Source organism: Ruminococcus sporogenes (assembly GCF_054655175.1).
Genome location: NZ_BAAHOA010000001.1, coordinates 117,209 through 135,782, shown reverse-complemented (window position 1 = coordinate 135,782; position 18,574 = coordinate 117,209). Strand labels below are relative to the sequence as shown.

14 protein-coding genes, 4 tRNA genes and 3 rRNA genes are annotated in these 18,574 nt (G+C 45.3%); 1 reads left to right on the top strand and 20 read right to left on the bottom strand.

The window, feature by feature from the left end; genetic code table 11:
* Positions 1 to 516 precede the first annotated feature (516 nt).
* From ACYQ0N_RS00710 to ACYQ0N_RS00620, 19 genes are all read right to left on the bottom strand, one after another.
* Positions 517 to 592, bottom strand: a tRNA-Trp gene (locus ACYQ0N_RS00710).
* A gap of 2 nt (positions 593 to 594) precedes the next feature.
* Positions 595 to 671, bottom strand: a tRNA-Ile gene (locus ACYQ0N_RS00705).
* Positions 672 to 688: 17 nt separating this feature from the next.
* Positions 689 to 805 (bottom strand): 5S ribosomal RNA (gene rrf / locus ACYQ0N_RS00700).
* A gap of 47 nt (positions 806 to 852) precedes the next feature.
* Positions 853 to 3,680: ribosomal RNA gene (locus tag ACYQ0N_RS00695) — 23S ribosomal RNA — on the bottom strand.
* 199 nt (positions 3,681 to 3,879) lie between these two features.
* Positions 3,880 to 3,956 (bottom strand) — tRNA-Ile (locus tag ACYQ0N_RS00690).
* A gap of 4 nt (positions 3,957 to 3,960) precedes the next feature.
* Positions 3,961 to 4,036, bottom strand: a tRNA-Ala gene (locus ACYQ0N_RS00685).
* A gap of 87 nt (positions 4,037 to 4,123) precedes the next feature.
* A 16S ribosomal RNA gene (locus ACYQ0N_RS00680) occupies positions 4,124 to 5,636 on the bottom strand.
* Together the 16S, 23S and 5S rRNA genes with 4 tRNA genes alongside form the textbook arrangement of a ribosomal RNA operon.
* Before the next feature lie 395 nt (positions 5,637 to 6,031).
* Positions 6,032 to 6,508 carry a GNAT family N-acetyltransferase gene (locus ACYQ0N_RS00675; protein WP_460161602.1) on the bottom strand — a complete coding sequence of 159 codons (477 nt, stop codon included), beginning with the start codon at positions 6,506 to 6,508 and terminating at the stop codon, positions 6,032 to 6,034.
* A gap of 2 nt (positions 6,509 to 6,510) precedes the next feature.
* Positions 6,511 to 7,413 carry an ornithine carbamoyltransferase gene (gene argF / locus ACYQ0N_RS00670; protein ID WP_177531863.1) on the bottom strand — a complete coding sequence of 301 codons (903 nt, stop codon included), beginning with the start codon at positions 7,411 to 7,413 and terminating at the stop codon, positions 6,511 to 6,513.
* A 32-nt stretch (positions 7,414 to 7,445) separates the two neighbouring features.
* The gene (locus ACYQ0N_RS00665) at positions 7,446 to 7,907 is read right to left on the bottom strand and encodes an LURP-one-related family protein (protein WP_460161601.1); all 462 of its coding nucleotides are present in this window, start codon (positions 7,905 to 7,907) and stop codon (positions 7,446 to 7,448) included.
* 7 nt (positions 7,908 to 7,914) lie between these two features.
* Complete coding sequence (locus tag ACYQ0N_RS00660) at positions 7,915 to 9,078, bottom strand: aspartate aminotransferase family protein (protein WP_177531861.1); 1,164 nt, start codon at positions 9,076 to 9,078, stop codon at positions 7,915 to 7,917.
* A 15-nt stretch (positions 9,079 to 9,093) separates the two neighbouring features.
* A complete protein-coding gene (locus ACYQ0N_RS00655) occupies positions 9,094 to 9,495 on the bottom strand; it encodes a hypothetical protein (RefSeq protein WP_177531860.1) in 402 nt (133 codons plus the stop codon).
* A gap of 7 nt (positions 9,496 to 9,502) precedes the next feature.
* Positions 9,503 to 10,366, bottom strand: a complete 864-nt coding sequence (gene argB / locus ACYQ0N_RS00650) for an acetylglutamate kinase (protein WP_177531859.1) — start codon at positions 10,364 to 10,366, stop codon at positions 9,503 to 9,505.
* 22 nt (positions 10,367 to 10,388) lie between these two features.
* Positions 10,389 to 11,645 carry a bifunctional ornithine acetyltransferase/N-acetylglutamate synthase gene (argJ, locus tag ACYQ0N_RS00645; RefSeq protein ID WP_460161600.1) on the bottom strand — a complete coding sequence of 419 codons (1,257 nt, stop codon included), beginning with the start codon at positions 11,643 to 11,645 and terminating at the stop codon, positions 10,389 to 10,391.
* A gap of 30 nt (positions 11,646 to 11,675) precedes the next feature.
* Positions 11,676 to 12,620 carry an N-acetyl-gamma-glutamyl-phosphate reductase gene (argC, locus tag ACYQ0N_RS00640; protein WP_460161599.1) on the bottom strand — a complete coding sequence of 315 codons (945 nt, stop codon included), beginning with the start codon at positions 12,618 to 12,620 and terminating at the stop codon, positions 11,676 to 11,678.
* An 18-nt stretch (positions 12,621 to 12,638) separates the two neighbouring features.
* Complete coding sequence (locus tag ACYQ0N_RS00635) at positions 12,639 to 12,848, bottom strand: hypothetical protein (protein ID WP_177531856.1); 210 nt, start codon at positions 12,846 to 12,848, stop codon at positions 12,639 to 12,641.
* Entirely contained in the window at positions 12,841 to 14,229 is a 1,389-nt protein-coding gene (gene argH, locus ACYQ0N_RS00630) for an argininosuccinate lyase (RefSeq protein WP_177531855.1), read from the bottom strand. The genes ACYQ0N_RS00635 and argH overlap by 8 nt, the downstream gene beginning before the upstream one ends.
* A gap of 102 nt (positions 14,230 to 14,331) precedes the next feature.
* Positions 14,332 to 15,579 carry an argininosuccinate synthase gene (locus ACYQ0N_RS00625; RefSeq protein WP_177531854.1) on the bottom strand — a complete coding sequence of 416 codons (1,248 nt, stop codon included), beginning with the start codon at positions 15,577 to 15,579 and terminating at the stop codon, positions 14,332 to 14,334.
* Between the two features lie 153 nt (positions 15,580 to 15,732).
* The gene (locus ACYQ0N_RS00620; RefSeq protein ID WP_460161598.1) at positions 15,733 to 16,410 is read right to left on the bottom strand and encodes a hydrolase; all 678 of its coding nucleotides are present in this window, start codon (positions 16,408 to 16,410) and stop codon (positions 15,733 to 15,735) included.
* Between the two features lie 203 nt (positions 16,411 to 16,613).
* Here ACYQ0N_RS00620 and ACYQ0N_RS00615 point away from each other — a divergent pair, with 203 nt between their 5' ends.
* Positions 16,614 to 17,621, top strand: coding sequence for an aldose 1-epimerase (locus tag ACYQ0N_RS00615; protein ID WP_460161597.1), 1,008 nt, complete (start codon positions 16,614 to 16,616; stop codon positions 17,619 to 17,621).
* Positions 17,622 to 17,675: 54 nt separating this feature from the next.
* On the opposite strand, the gene fba is transcribed toward ACYQ0N_RS00615, so the two are convergent.
* Positions 17,676 to 18,539, bottom strand: a complete 864-nt coding sequence (fba, locus tag ACYQ0N_RS00610; protein ID WP_177531851.1) for a class II fructose-1,6-bisphosphate aldolase — start codon at positions 18,537 to 18,539, stop codon at positions 17,676 to 17,678.
* Positions 18,540 to 18,574 lie beyond the last annotated feature (35 nt).

Genomic DNA, 18,574 nt, shown 5'->3' with positions numbered 1-18,574 from the left:
AAATTCCAGTTTTCTTTTTCATTTTACCACACATCTCCGAAAAAATAAAGGACGGCGATTTACTTCGCCGTATGAAAATCGTAATTGACCTCGGCTGTGTAATCGCTATCGTATGCTGAAAGTATTGAACTGCGTTATTTACAAATCCGACTTGATTTCCTCCTTATATTTATATGCTGTTTCTGATACGCCTTTTGTTGTCGCCTCCGTCAGTGCATAAAAAAGACCGCTTTGTTTAACGTCACTTTCATGATATCAGACAAAACGGTCTTTGAAATTTTGTATACTATTTTCTATATTAAAAAAGCGGATAAAGGTTTTTTCTTTTCTTTATCTATTCTTTATTTATATTATTTGCTTTGATATCTCATGATTTCAAAATTCAAATCCTGTCAGTCGGTATTTTACCACTTATTTCATCTTTAATTTTTAACTTCTTTTTTTCGTCATTTGGATATCAAAAAAGCCCGTAGCTACGGACTTTAAGGCACTTTCATCTATTTTGTCAGTGCAATATGGCAGGGGCAGAAGGATTTGAACCCTCGGCACGCGGTTTTGGAGACCGCTGCTCTACCAACTGAGCTATACCCCTATTGGTGGGCCATTAGGGACTCGAACCCCAGACCAACCGGTTATGAGCCGGTTGCTCTAACCAACTGAGCTAATGGCCCTTATATAAAAAGCAAAAAGCCGGCATTGATATATTTTCCCAGGACGTCACCGTCCAAGTATCTTCTACGCAGATGAGCTTAACTTCTGTGTTCGGAAAGGGAACAGGTGGAACCTCATCGCCATTAACACCGGCTGACTCTTTTAAATTGAACAGAAAAGCAAAGATTTGAACTCTGACAAAAGGAAAAGCCCTCGACCTATTAGTATCCGCTGGCTTAACATGTCGCCATGCTTACACCTCAGACCTATCAACCTCATAGTCTTTGAGGGGTCTTACTTACTTACGTAATGGGATATCTTATCTTAAGGCCGGCTTCACGCTTAGATGCCTTCAGCGTTTATCCGTTCCGCACTTAGCTGCCCAGCTGTGCCACTGGCGTGACAACTGGTACACCAGAGGTGCGTCCATCCCGGTCCTCTCGTACTAGGGACAGCTCCTTTCAAATATCCTTCGCCCACGACAGATAGGGACCGAACTGTCTCACGACGTTCTGAACCCAGCTCGCGTACCGCTTTAATTGGCGAACAGCCAAACCCTTGGGACCGAATTCAGCCCCAGGATGCGATGAGCCGACATCGAGGTGCCAAACCTCCCCGTCGATGTGGACTCTTGGGGGAGATCAGCCTGTTATCCCCAGGGTAGCTTTTATCCGTTGAGCGACGGCATTTCCACTCACATACCGCCGGATCACTAACTCCAACTTTCGTTACTGCTCGACCCGTCAGTCTCGCAGTTAGGCTCGCTTTTGCGTTTACACTCTCTGGCATGGTTTCCATCCATGCTGAGCGAACCTTTGAGCGCCTCCGTTACCTTTTTGGAGGCGACCGCCCCAGTCAAACTGCCCACCTAACAATGTCCCCCGCCCTGATTCAAGGGCGCAGGTTAGAATTTCAGCACTTCAAGAGTGGTATCCCAACAGCGACTCCACAAAAGCTGACGCCTTTGCTTCTCAGTCTCCCACCTATCCTGTACATGAAATACCAAAATCCAATATTAAGCTACAGTGAAGCTCCATGGGGTCTTTCCGTCTAGTCGCGGGTAACCGGCATCTTCACCGGTACTACAATTTCGCCGGGCGGGTTGTTGAGACAGTGCCCAAATCGTTACACCATTCGTGCGGGTCAGAACTTACCTGACAAGGAATTTCGCTACCTTAGGACCGTTATAGTTACGGCCGCCGTTTACTGGGGCTTCGATTCAAAGCTCTCACTTCTCCTCTTAACCTTCCAGCACCGGGCAGGTGTCACCCCATATACGTCATCTTTCGATTTAGCATAGAGCTGTGTTTTTGCTAAACAGTCGCTTGGGCCTATTCTCTGCGGCTCTTTCGAGCACTCCTTCTCCCTAAGTTACGGAGTCAACTTGCCGAGTTCCTTAACAACCCTTCTCCCGTTGGCCTTAGAATTCTCTTCCTATCTACCTGTGTCGGTTTGCGGTACGGGCTCTTCAGATATTCACACAACTTTTCTTGCCTCAATCCACATTTACTTCCCCCATTCGGGGTCCCTTACGACCGGGAACACCAACTCCCGGATAAACGCTTCTCAAGTGTCCTTGTGCTTAAATCTTTCAGAGGCTACGGAATTTCTACCGTATGTGCATCGGCTACGCGTTTCCGCCTCGCCTTAGCTCCCGGCTTACTAGGAGCGGACGAACCTTCCTCCTAAAACCTTAGATTTTCGGCCATTATGATTCTCACATAATTCTCGCTACTCATTCCGGCATTCTCACTCGTATAAAATCCACCATCGCTTCCGCTATGACTTCTCCTCTTATACGACGCTCCCCTACCCCACAATCTTTCAATTGCAGCCCAAGCTTCGGTATAGATTTTAGCCCCGTTGAATTTTCGGCGCAGGGTCACTCGACCAGTGAGCTATTACGCACTCTTTTAATGAGTGGCTGCTTCTAAGCCAACATCCTGGTTGTCTGTGCAACCCCACATCCTTTTCCACTTAAATCTATTTCGGGACCTTAGCTGTGGGTCTGGGCTGTTTCCCTTTCGACTGTGAGACTTATCTCACACAGTCTGACTGCTGTACATCAATTATCCGGCATTCTTAGTTTGATAAGGTTCAGTAACCTTTCGGCCCCTAGCCCATTCAGTGCTTTACCTCCGGTAATCTAATACAACGCTAGCCCTAAAGCTATTTCGGGGAGAACCAGCTATATCCGAGTTCGATTGGAATTTCTCCGCTAGCCACACCTCATCCGCCACCTTTTCAACGGGGGTCGGTTCGGCCCTCCATGGAGTTTTACCTCCACTTCAGCCTGGACATGGCTAGGTCACTCGGTTTCGGGTCTATCGCATGCAACTTGACGCCCTTTTCAGACTTGCTCTCGCTTCGGCTTCAAACCTTAAGTTCTTAACCTTGCTGCATACGATAACTCGCCGGACCATTCTACAAAAGGTACCTGATCACACTTTGACGTGCTCTCAGTGCTTGTAAGCACAGGGTTTCAGGTTCTTTTTCACTCCCCTCCCGGGGTTCTTTTCACCTTTCCTTCACAGTACTCTTCGCTATCGGTCATTGGGGAATATTTAGGCTTGGAGGGTGGTCCCCCCTGCTTCCCACGGGGTTTCTCGTGTCCCGCGGTACTCTGGATTCTGCCTGCTGCCTCTGCTTTTCATTTACACGACTTTCACGTTCTTCGGTCAGGCTTCCCATCCTGTTCTATTAAGCTTCGACAATGCTTTTTGCAGTCCGCAACCCCGACTGAATTGCTTCCGTCGGTTTGGCCTCTTTCGATTTCGCTCGCCACTACTCTCGAAATCTCGGTTGATTTCTTTTCCTCTCCCTACTTAGATGTTTCAGTTCGGGAGGTTCCCCTCATATACCTATTGATTCAGTATATGATACATGAGCTTCTCTCATGTGGATTGCTCCATTCGGATATCTGCGGGTCTTAGTTCGCTTACAACTCACCGCAGCTTTTCGCAGTTAACCGCGTCCTTCTTCGGTTCCCAATGCCAAGGCATCCGCCCTGCGCTCTTTCTAGCTTTACCATTTGTCTTTTCTGAGTTCTCAATACATTGTAGTTTTTTTACCCGACTTTTAATTTCTTTATTAAAAATCGTGTCGTTTCACTTTTTGTATTTTCTTCATACTTTTCTTATTCAATTTTCAAGATGCCTTTTTTTCTATCCTTTTTCAAGAACAGAAATTAACAGATAATTTCCATTATCTATTAATTTCTTTTCTCGATGGTGGGCACAAGTGGACTCGAACCACCGACCTCACGCTTATCAGGCGTGCGCTCTAACCACCTGAGCTATGCGCCCTTTTTGGTGGAGATGAGGAGGATCGAACTCCTGACCCCCTGCTTGCAAAGCAGGTGCTCTCCCAGCTGAGCTACACCCCCGACTTCCTGATATCTTCAAAATTAAACAATGCTTTTAACCCTTGTCTGACCGGAACTTTCAGACTCTTTCGTCTTTTCGCTCCTTAGAAAGGAGGTGATCCAGCCGCACCTTCCGATACGGCTACCTTGTTACGACTTCACCCCAGTCATCAATCCCACCTTCGACGACGTCCTCCTTTGCAGGTTAGACTATCGGCTTCGGGTGTTACCGACTCCCATGGTGTGACGGGCGGTGTGTACAAGGCCCGGGAACGTATTCACCGCAGCATGCTGATCTGCGATTACTAGCAATTCCGACTTCATGCAGGCGAGTTTCAGCCTGCAATCTGAACTGAGACAATTTTTCGGGATTTGCTCCACATCGCTGTTTTGCTTCCCTCTGTTTTATTGCCATTGTAGTACGTGTGTAGCCCAGGTCATAAGGGGCATGATGATTTGACGTCATCCCCACCTTCCTCCGTTTTGTCAACGGCAGTCCCATTAGAGTGCTCTTGCGTAGCAACTAATGGTAAGGGTTGCGCTCGTTGCGGGACTTAACCCAACATCTCACGACACGAGCTGACGACAACCATGCACCACCTGTCTATATGTCCCCGAAGGGATTTCAACTATCTCTAGTCTATTCATACGATGTCAAGACCTGGTAAGGTTCTTCGCGTTGCTTCGAATTAAACCACATACTCCACTGCTTGTGCGGGCCCCCGTCAATTCCTTTGAGTTTCAACCTTGCGGTCGTACTCCCCAGGTGGATTACTTATTGTGTTAACTGCGGCACGGAAGGGGTCAGTCCCCCCACACCTAGTAATCATCGTTTACAGCGTGGACTACCAGGGTATCTAATCCTGTTTGCTCCCCACGCTTTCGAGCCTCAGCGTCAGTAAAAGCCCAGTAAGCCGCCTTCGCCACCGATGTTCCTCCTAATATCTACGCATTTCACCGCTACACTAGGAATTCCGCTTACCTCTACTTCACTCAAGAACAACAGTTTCAAATGCAATCTACAGGTTGAGCCCATAGTTTTCACATCTGACTTGCTATCCCGCCTACGCTCCCTTTACACCCAGTAATTCCGGACAACGCTCGCTCCCTACGTATTACCGCGGCTGCTGGCACGTAGTTAGCCGGAGCTTTTTCTTCAGGTACCGTCATTATCGTCCCTGATAAAAGGAGTTTACAATCCGAAAACCTTCTTCCTCCACGCGGCATCGCTGCATCAGAGTTCCCTCCATTGTGCAATATTCCCCACTGCTGCCTCCCGTAGGAGTCTGGGCCGTGTCTCAGTCCCAATGTGGCCGTTCAACCTCTCAGTCCGGCTACTGATCGTCGACTTGGTGAGCCGTTACCTCACCAACTATCTAATCAGACGCGAGCCCATCTCTGAGCGAATTTCTTTGATATATCTATCATGCGATATTTATATTTTATGGGGTATTACCATCCGTTTCCAGAAGCTATCCCCCTCTCAGAGGCAGGTTGCTCACGTGTTACTCACCCGTCCGCCACTAACTTAAAAAAGCAAGCTCTTTTAAGTCCGTTCGACTTGCATGTGTTAGGCGTGCCGCCAGCGTTCGTCCTGAGCCAGGATCAAACTCTTTATTAAGTTTGTATATTAAATACCTTCCGGTATTTACTATCTCCCGTTTCATTACGATTGCTCGCAATTCTTTCGCTTGTGTTTTTACTCTTGTATTAATCTCTCAATTAATACAGAATTTACAAGGGTTTTGTTTTTTCTTAGCATTGTTCAATTTTCAAGATACCTTCGCTCTCTCGCTTCCTTTGAGCGCTCGTCTATTATATCACTTCTTCTCTCTCTTGTCAATACCTTTTGGGAGAAAAAAATTTTCCGACTTCGCTCTCTCTCGTTCGACAGCTTTATTATTATATCACCTCCTTACTCTTTTGTCAATGGGTTTGGAAAGGTTTCCATTTTTATAACAATTTTTTCAGCTTTTTTATCTCTATTTATAGCGTATTATACAAAATAACTGCTGCTTAACGCATATCTCTAAAATTATTTATCTTAGTCTTTATCATAATGAAATTTTTTAATAAAATTTCGTTTCTTTTAACAAATTGTTCTTTTATAACAATGTAATTCCTTTTTTCAAAGAAAGGCTTTGCTGTTACCGAAGCATGAACCCGTATAATATTGCCTTCCAAATGGCTTTCCAGTTCATCGCATATTGCGGTCGCAATTCCCCTATTTTGAAAATCCCTATGCACATAGAGCCTGTCCAAATAACCGCTTTCATCAATATCTCCGAATCCAGTTATGGTATTATTTTCTGACGCGACAACGCAATAATTCTCAATCAAAGAATTATTCCATTTCTCGCGGTCGTAGTCAAACGGGGCCCAAGCGTCCGCCTGAGCCCTTGTATAATCCTTTAGATTAACTGAATGAACCGTTTCATAAAATAGCCGGTATATTTCCGAAAGATCTCCCGTATTGTATTCTCTTATGACCATGATTATCCCATCAGCTTAACCATAACCGCCTTCTGTGCATGCAGACGGTTTTCAGCCTCTTCAAAAATCTCGTTCGCATGTTCCTCAAACACCTTTGAGGTGATTTCCTCCTCGCGGTGCGCAGGCAGGCAGTGCATAACAAGAGCGTCCGACTTTGCGAGAGCCATAATGCTGTCGTTAATCTGATATCCGGCAAACGCTTTGCGGCGCGCCTCGGCTTCAGCCTCCTGTCCCATTGACGCCCATACGTCGGTTAATAAAATATCCGCGTCCTTTGCCGCCTCCTTCGGATCGTCTGTAATCTTAAAGCAGTCGAATCCCTCTGCAAAATCCATAACTTCCTTTGCAGGACGATAGTCCGCAGGAGTCGCGGCAGAAACGCTCATTCCCACCTTAAGTCCCCCTACAATAAGAGAATTTGCCATATTGTTTCCGTCGCCGATATAGCACATTTTCAGACCGTCAAAGCTGCCCTTATATTCTCTGATAGTCATAAGATCGGCAAGAACCTGACAGGGATGAGAAAAATCCGTTAGTCCGTTTATTATCGGAATATCGCCGTATTGCGCCAGATCCTCTACCTCCTTCTGATCAAAGGTACGGATCATAATTCCGTCTATATAACGCGAAAGCACACGCGCCGTATCCTGAACAGGCTCTCCCCTGCCTATCTGAAGCTCGCTTGACGATAAAAACAGCGGATATCCGCCAAGCTGATACATTCCGGTTTCAAACGACACTCGCGTACGCGTAGAAGCCTTCTGAAAAATCATTCCCAAGGATTTTCCTTTAAGATGCGGGTGGGGTATACCGTGCTTCAGTTCATATTTAAGCTGGTCTGCAAGATTAAGTATGTCTGTTATCTCCTCCTTAGAGAGGTCAAGCATTTTTAATAAATGTTTCATTTAATTCATTCCTTTCCGGTTTTATACTAAGTTTAACCCCTGTTCATTTTACCGAAAGCAATATCAATGCAAACGGCAATCAGAGGAATATAATCGTCAAAAGAATTTTCCGATATTTCAATTATATATCTGAAATCCTTTTTTTCTGTTTCAGAGAACACTGCTCCAATCTGGTTTTCACCGTCCATAATCTTGAATTCCCGCCTGTCGTTACTTCGCACGTCCAGAAATATATTATCCCCTCTTAATTCAAATCCCGGCTCCAAAAACATTGACGTACATTCCGCGGTCAAAATCTCCTTATCATTGAGAAACATTTTAAACGACGGCTTTTTCTGCTTTTTATCATAAGTAATATAATAAAGCTTATATCCGCTGGAATCAAGAAGATGTATTTTTCCGTTCATACCTTGTTTTATGCGATAAATTACACGCTCCTTTGAGTCTATAACGTCAAATTTGCCGCCCTTCGGGATTATGTTCAGTTTAACCATAAAAAGCTCAGCCCTCCAGAATATTTTTGAGTATCTCCATTCCCTTATCAATTTCTCCATAGGTTATATTAAGCGGAGGAAGAAGTCTGATCTTATCCTTGGCGGTCAGTACAAGCAGACCGTTTTCAAGGGCTTCTGCCGCAATATCGGAAGCGGACTTGGTTTTAAGGCTGATACCGATCATCAGTCCCGTTCCGGTAACGCTTTCCACCTCGTCAAGCCCCTCCAGCTTTTCCTTAAAGTATTTTCCCTTAGCTCTTACCTCGTCAAGAAATCCCGGAGAAGTTATCCTGTCAATAACCGCACTGCCGCCGGCACAGGCAATCGGATTTCCTCCGAAGGTTGAGCCGTGAGTTCCTTTCGTGAGAACCCGAGAGAGTCTTTCGGACGCAAGGCACGCGCCTATAGGTATTCCTCCCGCAAGTCCCTTTGCAAGAGTTGTTATATCAGGCTTTACTCCGTAATTTTCCGAGGCTAAAAAGCTGCCAGTTCTGCCTGTTCCGGTCTGAACCTCATCGGCGATAACAAGAATATCTTTTTTTGCGCATATATCGAATACAAAATTAACGAATTCCCTTTCAAGAGGTATAACGCCGCCCTCCCCCTGAACAAATTCCAGCATAACGGCGCAGGCGCCGTCAAGCTTTGATTCAAGATCGGTCATATCGTTTGCCTTGGCATAAATAAAGCCCTCCGGAAATGGGAAAAAGTAATTGTGAAAAATCTCCTGTCCCGTAGCGGCGAGAGTGCACAGAGTTCTCCCGTGAAAGGAATTCACCAGCGTAACTATATTGTGCCGTCCCCTGCCGTATTTGTCAAAGCTGTATTTTCTTGCAAGCTTAATAGCGCATTCGTTCGCCTCAGCGCCCGAATTTCCGAAAAACACCTTCGAATATCCGGCTGTCTTACACAGCTTTTCAGCAAAATCAGCCTGAACCTTTGTATAATAGTAATTGGACGTGTGCTGAATTGACCTTACCTGAGCGCAGACCGCGTCCGCCCAGCTACTGTCGCAGAAGCCGAGGGAATTTGTACCGATACCGCTGCCGAAATCGATATATTCTTTCCCGTTTTCATCAACACAGCTTCTTTCATTTCCTTTTTCAAGCGCTACTCCGAATCTGCCGTATGTATTCATAACATAATTGTCGAATTTTTCAATAGTATTCATTAAAAATCATTCCTTTCAGCCGCCGTATCTCCAAAGGATAACCGCATTGGCAAGAATCATAAATATTCCGCAGGCTATAATAAGCTTTTCCGCAGTCTTACCGCTTTCGGCCGGAACAAAACGGCGGCGGTCACGGCGGCTGATTCTTATTTTTATTCTGCCGCCCTTTTTAAAGTCCATAACTCCCTCGGTAAAAAACCTTGAAGATATTCCGCTGTAATCCCTTCCGTCAACAGAGTATTTGACTACCGGGGCCTCAAGAGTAACCGTCACCTTTGAATATCTTTTCCGCCTTTTTGCAATATCCGTTATTATTCCGTCTGTATGAATTGCGACCTTTTTGCGGTACAGAGCGATAACCGCTCCCGTCAGCGTCAATATTAACCCCAGCGCAAACGGCAGTATTTTAAAAAGCATTTCCATATTATCTGAACTGTGTGCCGATACCCTCGCTTGAAAGTATCTCTATAAGAATAGAATGCGGAACCCTTCCGTCTATTATAGACGTTTTTTTCACGCCGCGTCTTACGGCCTCTACGCAGCAGTCAATTTTCGGAATCATTCCTCCGGAAATAATTCCCTGCCTTTTCATAAACGGTACCTCGCTGACATTGACAAAGGGTATAAGAGTATTCGGATCCTCCTTGTTTCTCAGCAATCCGGCAATATCCGTCATAAGTATAAGATTTTCCGCTCCAAGCTCCGCGGCTATTCTGGAGGCGGCAGTATCGGCGTTTACATTATAGGTCTGACCGTCCGTTCCGCATGCGACGGTAGCTATAACGGGAATGCAGCCGTTGCTGAGAGCGTCTCTTATAGGCTTTGTGTTCACCCTTTTTATATTTCCCACAAAGCCGAGATCCTCCCCGTTTTCACCCTCCGCTTTCTCAGCGATAAGCATTTTTCCGTCAATACCGCAAAGTCCTACGGCATTTCCCTTATGCTCGGCAAGCAAAGCCACAAGCTCCTTGTTCACCTTGCCTGCAAGAACCATTTTTACTATATCTATGGTGTCCTTATCCGTATATCTGAGTCCGTTTATAAATCTGCTTTCAATATTGAGCCTTTTGAGCATGTCGCTTATTTCCGGACCGCCGCCGTGGACCAGCACAACCTTGATTCCTACCAAAGACAGCAGCACAATGTCGCTCATAACGGCCTGCTTGAGATCATCGTTAGTCATGGCGTTACCGCCGTATTTCACTACAATTATCTTATTATTATAATTTTGTATATAAGGCAGCGCGTCCATCAGAACCTTTGCCCTTATATTATTTGATATTTCCATAATTCTAAATTCTCCCGCGTTTTTAAGAACGGTAATCCCCGTTGATTTTGACATAATCATAGGTAAGGTCACAGCCCCACGCCGCGGCGGAATATTCCCCTTCGCCGATAGAAACGATAACCTTGATCTCTTCCTCCGAAAGTATTTCTTTAGCTGCCTCCTCCGAAAACGGAACTCCCGAGCCGTTTCTGCATACGGCAATTTTTCCGGCATTCGACGCCAAATCTACGTCGACCTTATCTATATCAAACTCTGCGTCGGCGTATCCTACGGCGCAAAGTATCCTTCCCCAGTTAGCGTCCTCTCCGAAAACTGCGGCTTTAAATAGGCTCGAAGTAATAACTGATTTGGCAACAATACGGGCCGTATTAAGGTCGTCCGCTCCGGCGCATATACACTCGACAAGCTTTGTTGCGCCCTCTCCGTCCCTTGCCATCATTCTTGCAAGGTTCATCATAACGACGTAAAGAGCGTTTTCAAATTTTTCAAAATCTTCATTTTCACTTTTTATTTCACTATTGCCCGCCATACCGTCCGCCATAACGCAGCACATATCGTTAGTAGACTGATCTCCGTCCACGCTCACCATATTAAGAGTATCTTTTACAACGTCGTTCAGCGCCCTCTGAAGATATTCAGGAGCAATTGAAACGTCTGTAGTTATAAACGTAAGCGTCGTAGCCATATTCGGATGTATCATTCCGCTGCCTTTAAGCATTCCGCCTATAACGCATTTTTTTCCTCCGATTTCAAATACTGCGGCAACCTCCTTCGGCTGAGTATCGGTGGTCATTATGGCCTCGACAGCCGCGGCGTTGCCTTCATAGCTAACGCCTCTGCAAAGCTCCGAAATCCCCTTTTCAATCGGCTCTATCGGAAGAGGCTGACCGATTACCCCCGTTGACGCAACTATGAAATCAGCGGGCTTCAATCCGAATTCACCGGCCGCAAGCTCACACATTTTCCGCGCCTTCTCCGGACCGTCCGCATTGCAGGTATTTGCATTCACTGAATTTACGATTACGCCCATTGCCCTGCCGTCGGAAATATTTTTCTTAGTAACGGCTATCGGAGCGCCCTTCACCTTATTTGTAGTATATACGGCTGCGGCCGAGCATACCCTGTCGGCTATAATAACGGCAAGATCGTTTTTCTTTTTTCCCACAGTCGCTCCCTCATGCGCCAATCCGCACTGTATTCCGTTAGCCTTAAATCCCTGCGCGGCGCAAACTCCTCCGTCAATATATTTAAAGCCGTCAAATTTAACCTTTTCAATCATAGTATCTTCCTTAAAGAATTTAGTTTTTAATTATATAAGCCCCGTAGTTTCATCAATACCCATCATAATATTAAGGCACTGAACCGCGGCGCCCGACGCGCCTTTTCCGAGATTGTCAAGCCTTGAGCACAAAAGCATCTGGTCGTTGTCTCCGAACACATAAATCTCCATCCTGTTTGTTCCGCTGAGACCGTTAGATGTAAGAAATCCGTCAGGCACACATTCGCTTCCCGCCGGCTTGACCTCGACAAAATTCGAATCCTTATAGTTATCGTACAAAACGTCCCTGATCTGTTCCGGAGTGAACCTTTTCTGGAGAAGTCTGCCCTGCAAAGGAATCGAAACAACCATACCGCTGTAATAATTGTCAACAATCGGATTAAACATCGGCTTATATGCAAGACCTGAAATTTTCTGCATTTCAGGCAGATGCTTGTGGTTCATATCAAGAGCGTATTGTCTCGGACTTAAAAGCTCCTCCGGCTTATCGTCGCTTTCATAGGCGGCGATAGCCTTTTTGCCGGCTCCGCTGTATCCTGACGTCGCATACGCGAAAACAGGGTAAAACTGTGGCAAAACTCCGGCCTTAACAAGCGGATAACAAATGGATATAAATCCGCTGGCATAGCAGCCGGGATTGGCAACCCTCTTTGAATTACGAATTTTTTCCCTGTGCTCCGGAGAAAGCTCCGGAAAGCCGTAGGTCCAGCCGGGATCGGTTCTATGAGCCGTTGAAGCGTCAATAATCCTCACATGATTGTTTTCAACAAACGAAACCGCCTCTCTTGCAGCCGCGTCCGGCAGACAGAGAAAAACAAAATCTGCTGAATTGATAAGCCTTTTTCTCTCAGCCGGATCCTTTCTCTTTTCGCCGTCAATTTTCAAAAGCTCTATATCGTTTCTGCCTTCAAATCTTTCAAGTATTTTCAGTCCGGTCGTACCCTCCTGACCGTCTATATAAACCTTTACAGCCATCTTAATTCTCCAATTCATCTACCATTTTCTGCTGTTTTTATCGCTTTCATCCTTTAAGCCCTTCCAGAGACTGACAGCAAGAGTAACGACTATCATGATGATAGTCCAGCCGACAGAGAACTTTCCGCTCAGCTTGAACACCGCTACTATCAGAACCTCGCCGATAATCCAAATCAGCATAGCGGCAATCGTCAGCGCTATTATAAATCCGACATGTTTTTTATTCATAATACACACCAAGCCGTTCACGGGTTATCTCAATCTGTCTGATAACCGACTCCGGCGACGGGCCTCCAAAGGAGCTTCTCTCCTTAACGCAGGTTTCAAGGCTGATAGCGTCGTAAATATCCTCGCTGAAAAGCCCTGATAGCTCCCTGTAGCTTTCAAGCGGAAGAGTTTCAAGCGTCAGTCCTTTATCTATACACTCCGCAACAAGTCTTCCCGAAATCTTATAAGCGTCCCGGAAAGGCATGCCCTTCTTGACAAGATAGTCCGCGCAGTCGGTAGCGTTTATAAAACCGCCCGCCGCGGCCGCCCGCATTTTATCCTTATTGACTCTCATTGTTTCAAGCATAGGAATAAAGGTTTTAAGGCAAAGCTTTACGTTGTCAACGGAATCAAACACAGCCTCTTTATCCTCCTGCATATCCTTGTTATATGCAAGCGGAAGACCCTTAAGCATCGACAAAAGCGTCATTAAATTTCCGTTTACTCTGCCTGCCTTTCCTCTGATAAGCTCGGTTATATCTGGATTTTTCTTCTGCGGCATAATCGACGATCCTGTGGCGTATGCGTCGTCAAGCTCAATAAATTTGAACTCCCATGAGCACCACATAATAATTTCCTCGGAAAATCTCGACAGATGCGTCATAATAAGAGATATAGCGCAGTTTAACTCGACGCAGAAATCCCTGTCCGAAACGCCGTCAAGGCTGTTAATCATAGGTCTGTCAAAGCCGAGAGCGTCCGACGTCATATATCTGTCAATGGAATAAGTCGTACCGGCAAGGGCGCAGCAGCCAAGCGGACTTTCGTTCATTCTTTTACGGGTATCGTCAAGACGTCCGAGATCTCTTGAAAACATCTGGGCATATGCCATAAGATGATGTCCCAGCGTTACCGGCTGCGCCCTCTGAAGATGGGTATACCCCGGCATAACTGTATCGGTATGCTTACCGGCCAATTCGCACAATACTTCCTCCAGCTTCAGCAAAAGCCCTTTTATCTCTTCAATTTCATCTCTCAGATATAAACGGGTATCCAACGCAACCTGATCGTTTCTTGAACGGGAAGTATGAAGTCTTTTTCCCACGTCTCCAAGCCGTTTTGTAAGCTCGGCCTCAATAAACATGTGAATATCCTCGGCAGTCATATCCATTTCAAGCCTGCCGCTGTCAATATCGGAAAGTATTCCCTCTAATCCCTTAATTATTTCGTCGCTGTCCTCCCTGGAAATTATTCCGCATTCACCCAGCATTTCCGCATGAGCGACGCTTCCCTTTATATCATGGCGGTACATTCTTCCGTCAAAGGATATGGAAGAATTAAACGCGTTGACCGTTTCGTCAACCTCCTTAGAGAATCTTCCCGCCCACATTTTGTCTGCCATGGTTTAAGTCCTTTCGGTTTATGATTTAAAGCGAGTACGGGCGAACAGAATATGTCCGCCCGTTATTGATATTATATTAGCTTCTCAAATATTAGAATTAAATTATTGCTTATTATTTCTCTTCTGGTCAAGCTTTGCCTTTACTTTGATCGGAAGTCCGAACAGGTTGATAAAGCCTGCGCTGTCAGCCTGATTATAAACCTCGTCGGCGTCAAACGTCGCAACCTCTTCATCGTATAAAGTATAAGGAGACGTAACGCCGGCATTTATTATATTTCCCTTGTAAAGCTTGAGCTTAACGTCGCCTGTAACTGTTTTCTGAGTTTCGGTAACAAATGCGCTGAGAGCCTCGCGCAAAGGAGTATACCACTGACCGTTATAAACGATGTCCGCAAATTTAATTCCGATATACTGCTTCATTCTGGCAGTTTCCTTGTCAATGGTAATAGTTTCAAGAACCTCGTGAGCATGATAAAGAATAGCGCCGCCCGGAGTTTCATAAACGCCTCTTGATTTCATTCCCACAAGACGATTCTCAACAAGATCCGCAAGACCTATTCCGTTTTCACCGCCGAGCTTGTTCAGTGTTTTCACGATTTCAACAGCGCCCATCTCCTTGCCGTCGATTGCCGTAGGAACGCCTTTTTCAAAGTGGATAGTAACGTATGTCGGCTTATCCGGAGCCTGTATAGGAGAAACTCCCATCTCAAGAAAGCCTTCCTTTTCATACATAGGCTCGTTTGCCGGATCCTCAAGGTCAAGGCCTTCATGTGAAAGATGCCAGATGTTTTTGTCCTTAGAATAATTTGTTTCACGGTTAATCTTCAGCGGAATATTGTGAGCTTCTGCATAATCAATTTCCTCGTCTCTTGATTTAAGATCCCAGATTCTCCACGGAGCTATAATCTCCATGTCCGGAGCAAAGGCCTTGATTGCAAGCTCAAAACGCACCTGATCGTTGCCCTTTCCCGTACAGCCGTGACAAATAGCGTCCGCGCCCTCTGCAACAGCAATTTCCGCAATCCTTTTCGCAATTATAGGACGCGCGAAAGAGGTTCCGAGCAAATACCTGTTTTCATACACTGCTCCCGCCTGAACAGTCGGGAAAACATAGTCTGTAATAAATTCCTCTGTAAGATGCTCTATATAAAGCTTTGAAGCGCCTGTCTTTAACGCCTTTTCCTCAAGTCCTTCCAGCTCGCTGTCCTGACCTACGTCCCCTGAAACGGCGATAACCTCGCAGTTATTATAGTTTTCCTTAAGCCACGGAATAATAATAGACGTATCAAGACCGCCTGAATAAGCTAAAACCACCTTTTTTATATCTTTTTTTGATGCAGATTTATTCATTTGAGCTTCCTCCATATTTAAAATTCTTTCAGTCGTTACTTACATTATACACCTTTGAAAGCAAATGTCAAGTACAAAATTGCATAATTATGCAAATATTTATAATTTTATGCATAAATTATGCATAAATAATTATATATTCATATTCATTCGTCAGGGATGAGGTTTATTTTCGCGGTATGCCTCCATGATTCCCTTAAAAACGTCTCCGCTTGTGGGCGGCGTCCATGTAATAGCGTTCGCGCCGGCTTCTATTGTTTCAAGTATCGACTCGTCTGTCGGGCCCCCGGTCGCTATTATCGGAAATTCCGGAAATTCACGGCGTATATCTCTTACAATTGAAGCTGTGTTTTTAGCGGCGGATACATTAAAAATAGTAGCGCCGGACTTTACGCGTTCTTTAAAATCAACGCTTTCATTAACAACCGTCACAATTACGGGTATATCAATCTGCGCGTTGAGCTTGGATATTATGTCGTTTGACGTCGGAGCGTTCACAACAACGCCCGCGGCTCCCTGCATCTCCGCAAAAAGAGCAAGATTAACGACTCTGTTTCCGCTTGTAAGTCCGCCGCCTACTCCCGCAAAAACAGGTATATCCGCAGCCATCATAAGAGCCTGAGTAATTATCGGCTGAGGAGTAAATGGATAAACGGCGATCACAGCGTCTGCGTTTACGTTTCTGATTATACAGACGTCCGTAGTAAAAACGAGAGATTTAATTTTTTTCCCGAATATAATGATTCCGCTGCATTCGCTTATTACAGCGGGAACTCTTAACGCAAATTTTCTTAACGTACCGCTTATCTGCGGCGGATTCATTTTTTCCATATATCCGGCTCCTTAATTTAAGTTATTTTTTACATTATATAATATATTCCGTAAATTTACAACATTTTTTTATGATTTATGGCATTAAGAAAAAAGGATAAAAATAAATTATCGGTATCTACTTGAAATTAAACGCGCCATATGATAAAATTAAGGCAACGTCCAGCAGGTTTATAAATATTTTGAAAAGGGGAATTAAACTTATGAATTATACAAGGCTTACCGAATTCAACGGAACGCCGGTTGCCGAGCTTTCCGCCGGAGGCTATACCGCTGTGATCGCTTATGAAATCGGTTCAAATGTAATTCGTCTGCACGACGATAAAAACGGAGTCGAATTTTTTCGCTTCAAGAAGGATAACCCTGCCGAAGCCATAAAGCAGTCAGCAGAGGTCTGGGGACTTCCAACACTGTATCTTCCCAACAGATTTGCCGACGGAGTATTAAAAACCTCCGACGCCGTTTATCATTTGCCTATAAACGAGAAAGCACCGTTTAACAACCACATACACGGTTTTCTGCAAAAACGCGCGCACACGCTTGTCAGTCACAGCGCGGACGATAACTGCGCTTGCGCGGAAACAAGCTACTTATATGATGAAAACGATGAATTTTTTAAATATTTTCCGCTGAAATTCAGAGCAGATTTCAAATTTGCGCTTTCCGACCGCGGACTGGAATACAAGCTCAATATAACAAATCTTTCTGATAAAATGCTTCCGATTTCCCTTGCGACTCATACGACGATCAATTCGCCGTTTGTCGATGGAGGAAAAGAAGAAAATATCCGTCTGACCGTTCCCGCTTTAAAAAGATGCGAGCTTAACAGCCGCTGTCTGCCGACAGAAAATCTGACGGAGCTTTCGGAAACGGATAAGGAATATGTGGAAGGCAGGAGAATGCCGGTTCTCCAGAATATTGACAATGAAATGTACGTTACAGGCTCCGCCCGTCTTAATGGACAGGAATTCCACGGCGTTATAGCCGAGGATATAGAAAGCGGAAAGAAAATCTGCTATGAGGTTTCCGACGAATACGGGTTTTGGATAATCTGGAATGACAGGGGCTTCAACGGTTATTTCTGTCCCGAGCCTATGACAGCTATGATCGACGCTCCTAATCTTTCTCTTCCTGACAATGTTACCGGCTATCGTGAGATCAAGCCTGAAGAAACGTTCGAAGTAAAACAGCGTTTTTTCACGTCTTTATAAAAATTCAACCCGTCAGCTTGCGCTGACGGGTAATTTCTTTATATCCGCTTGTAATTATGCCTTGCCGATAGAACCGAACAGCTCCATCTTTTCCTTAACTGTAGCCTTGATAGCTTCGAATCCGGGCGCAAGCAGCTTTCTCGGGTCGAATCCCTTGCCCTGGAGATCCTTGCCCTCTTCAATATATTTTCTTGTCGCTTCCTGGAATGCAAGCTGGCATTCCGTATTTACATTGATTTTAGCAACGCCAAGTGAAATAGCCTTCTTTATCATATCTGACGGGATTCCTGTTCCGCCGTGAAGTACAAGCGGCATATCTCCCACCTTTTCCTTAACCGCCGCAAGCGTTTCGAACGAAAGACCTGCCCAGTTTTCCGGATATTTTCCGTGAATGTTGCCTATACCTGCCGCAAGCATTGTAACTCCGAGATCGGCAATTGCCTTGCATTCGTCCGGATCAGCGCATTCTCCGGCGCCTATAACTCCGTCCTCTTCGCCGCCTATAGAGCCTACCTCAGCCTCTATAGAAAGACCGAGAACGTTGCATGCGTTAACAAGCTCTGTGGTTTTAGCGATATTTTCCTCGATAGGATAATGGGAGCCGTCGAACATAATTGATGAAAAGCCTGCGTTGATACATGCTTTCGCGCCCTCAAAGGAACCATGATCAAGATGAAGAGCCACAGGAACCGTTATATTAAGCTCCTTAATCATGCCCTCAACCATTCCAACGACCGTCTTATAGCCGCACATATATTTTCCGGCGCCCTCTGAAACGCCGAGAATAACCGGTGAACTGCATTCCTGAGCTGTCAGAAGAATAGCCTTTGTCCATTCAAGATTGTTGATGTTGAACTGTCCAACCGCATATTTTCCGTCTCTCGCCTTATTAAGCATTTCTTTAGCTGAAACTAACATTTTTCGTCCTCCTAAAATTTCGAGCCAGTCCTCTG

Bases quoted from the DNA above. Each gene is read 5' to 3' on its own strand.
- ACYQ0N_RS00675 (WP_460161602.1), bottom strand. From the start codon at position 6,508: ATGGTCATAAGAGAATACAATACGGGAGATCTTTCGGAAATATACCGG.
- argF (WP_177531863.1), bottom strand. From the start codon at position 7,413: ATGAAACATTTATTAAAAATGCTTGACCTCTCTAAGGAGGAGATAACA.
- ACYQ0N_RS00665 (WP_460161601.1), bottom strand. From the start codon at position 7,907: ATGGTTAAACTGAACATAATCCCGAAGGGCGGCAAATTTGACGTTATA.
- ACYQ0N_RS00660 (WP_177531861.1), bottom strand. From the start codon at position 9,078: ATGAATACTATTGAAAAATTCGACAATTATGTTATGAATACATACGGC.
- ACYQ0N_RS00655 (WP_177531860.1), bottom strand. From the start codon at position 9,495: ATGCTTTTTAAAATACTGCCGTTTGCGCTGGGGTTAATATTGACGCTG.
- argB (WP_177531859.1), bottom strand. From the start codon at position 10,366: ATGGAAATATCAAATAATATAAGGGCAAAGGTTCTGATGGACGCGCTG.
- argJ (WP_460161600.1), bottom strand. From the start codon at position 11,645: ATGATTGAAAAGGTTAAATTTGACGGCTTTAAATATATTGACGGAGGA.
- argC (WP_460161599.1), bottom strand. From the start codon at position 12,620: ATGGCTGTAAAGGTTTATATAGACGGTCAGGAGGGTACGACCGGACTG.
- ACYQ0N_RS00635 (WP_177531856.1), bottom strand. From the start codon at position 12,848: ATGAATAAAAAACATGTCGGATTTATAATAGCGCTGACGATTGCCGCT.
- argH (WP_177531855.1), bottom strand. From the start codon at position 14,229: ATGGCAGACAAAATGTGGGCGGGAAGATTCTCTAAGGAGGTTGACGAA.
- ACYQ0N_RS00625 (WP_177531854.1), bottom strand. From the start codon at position 15,579: ATGAATAAATCTGCATCAAAAAAAGATATAAAAAAGGTGGTTTTAGCT.
- ACYQ0N_RS00620 (WP_460161598.1), bottom strand. From the start codon at position 16,410: ATGGAAAAAATGAATCCGCCGCAGATAAGCGGTACGTTAAGAAAATTT.
- ACYQ0N_RS00615 (WP_460161597.1), top strand. From the start codon at position 16,614: ATGAATTATACAAGGCTTACCGAATTCAACGGAACGCCGGTTGCCGAG.
- fba (WP_177531851.1), bottom strand. From the start codon at position 18,539: ATGTTAGTTTCAGCTAAAGAAATGCTTAATAAGGCGAGAGACGGAAAA.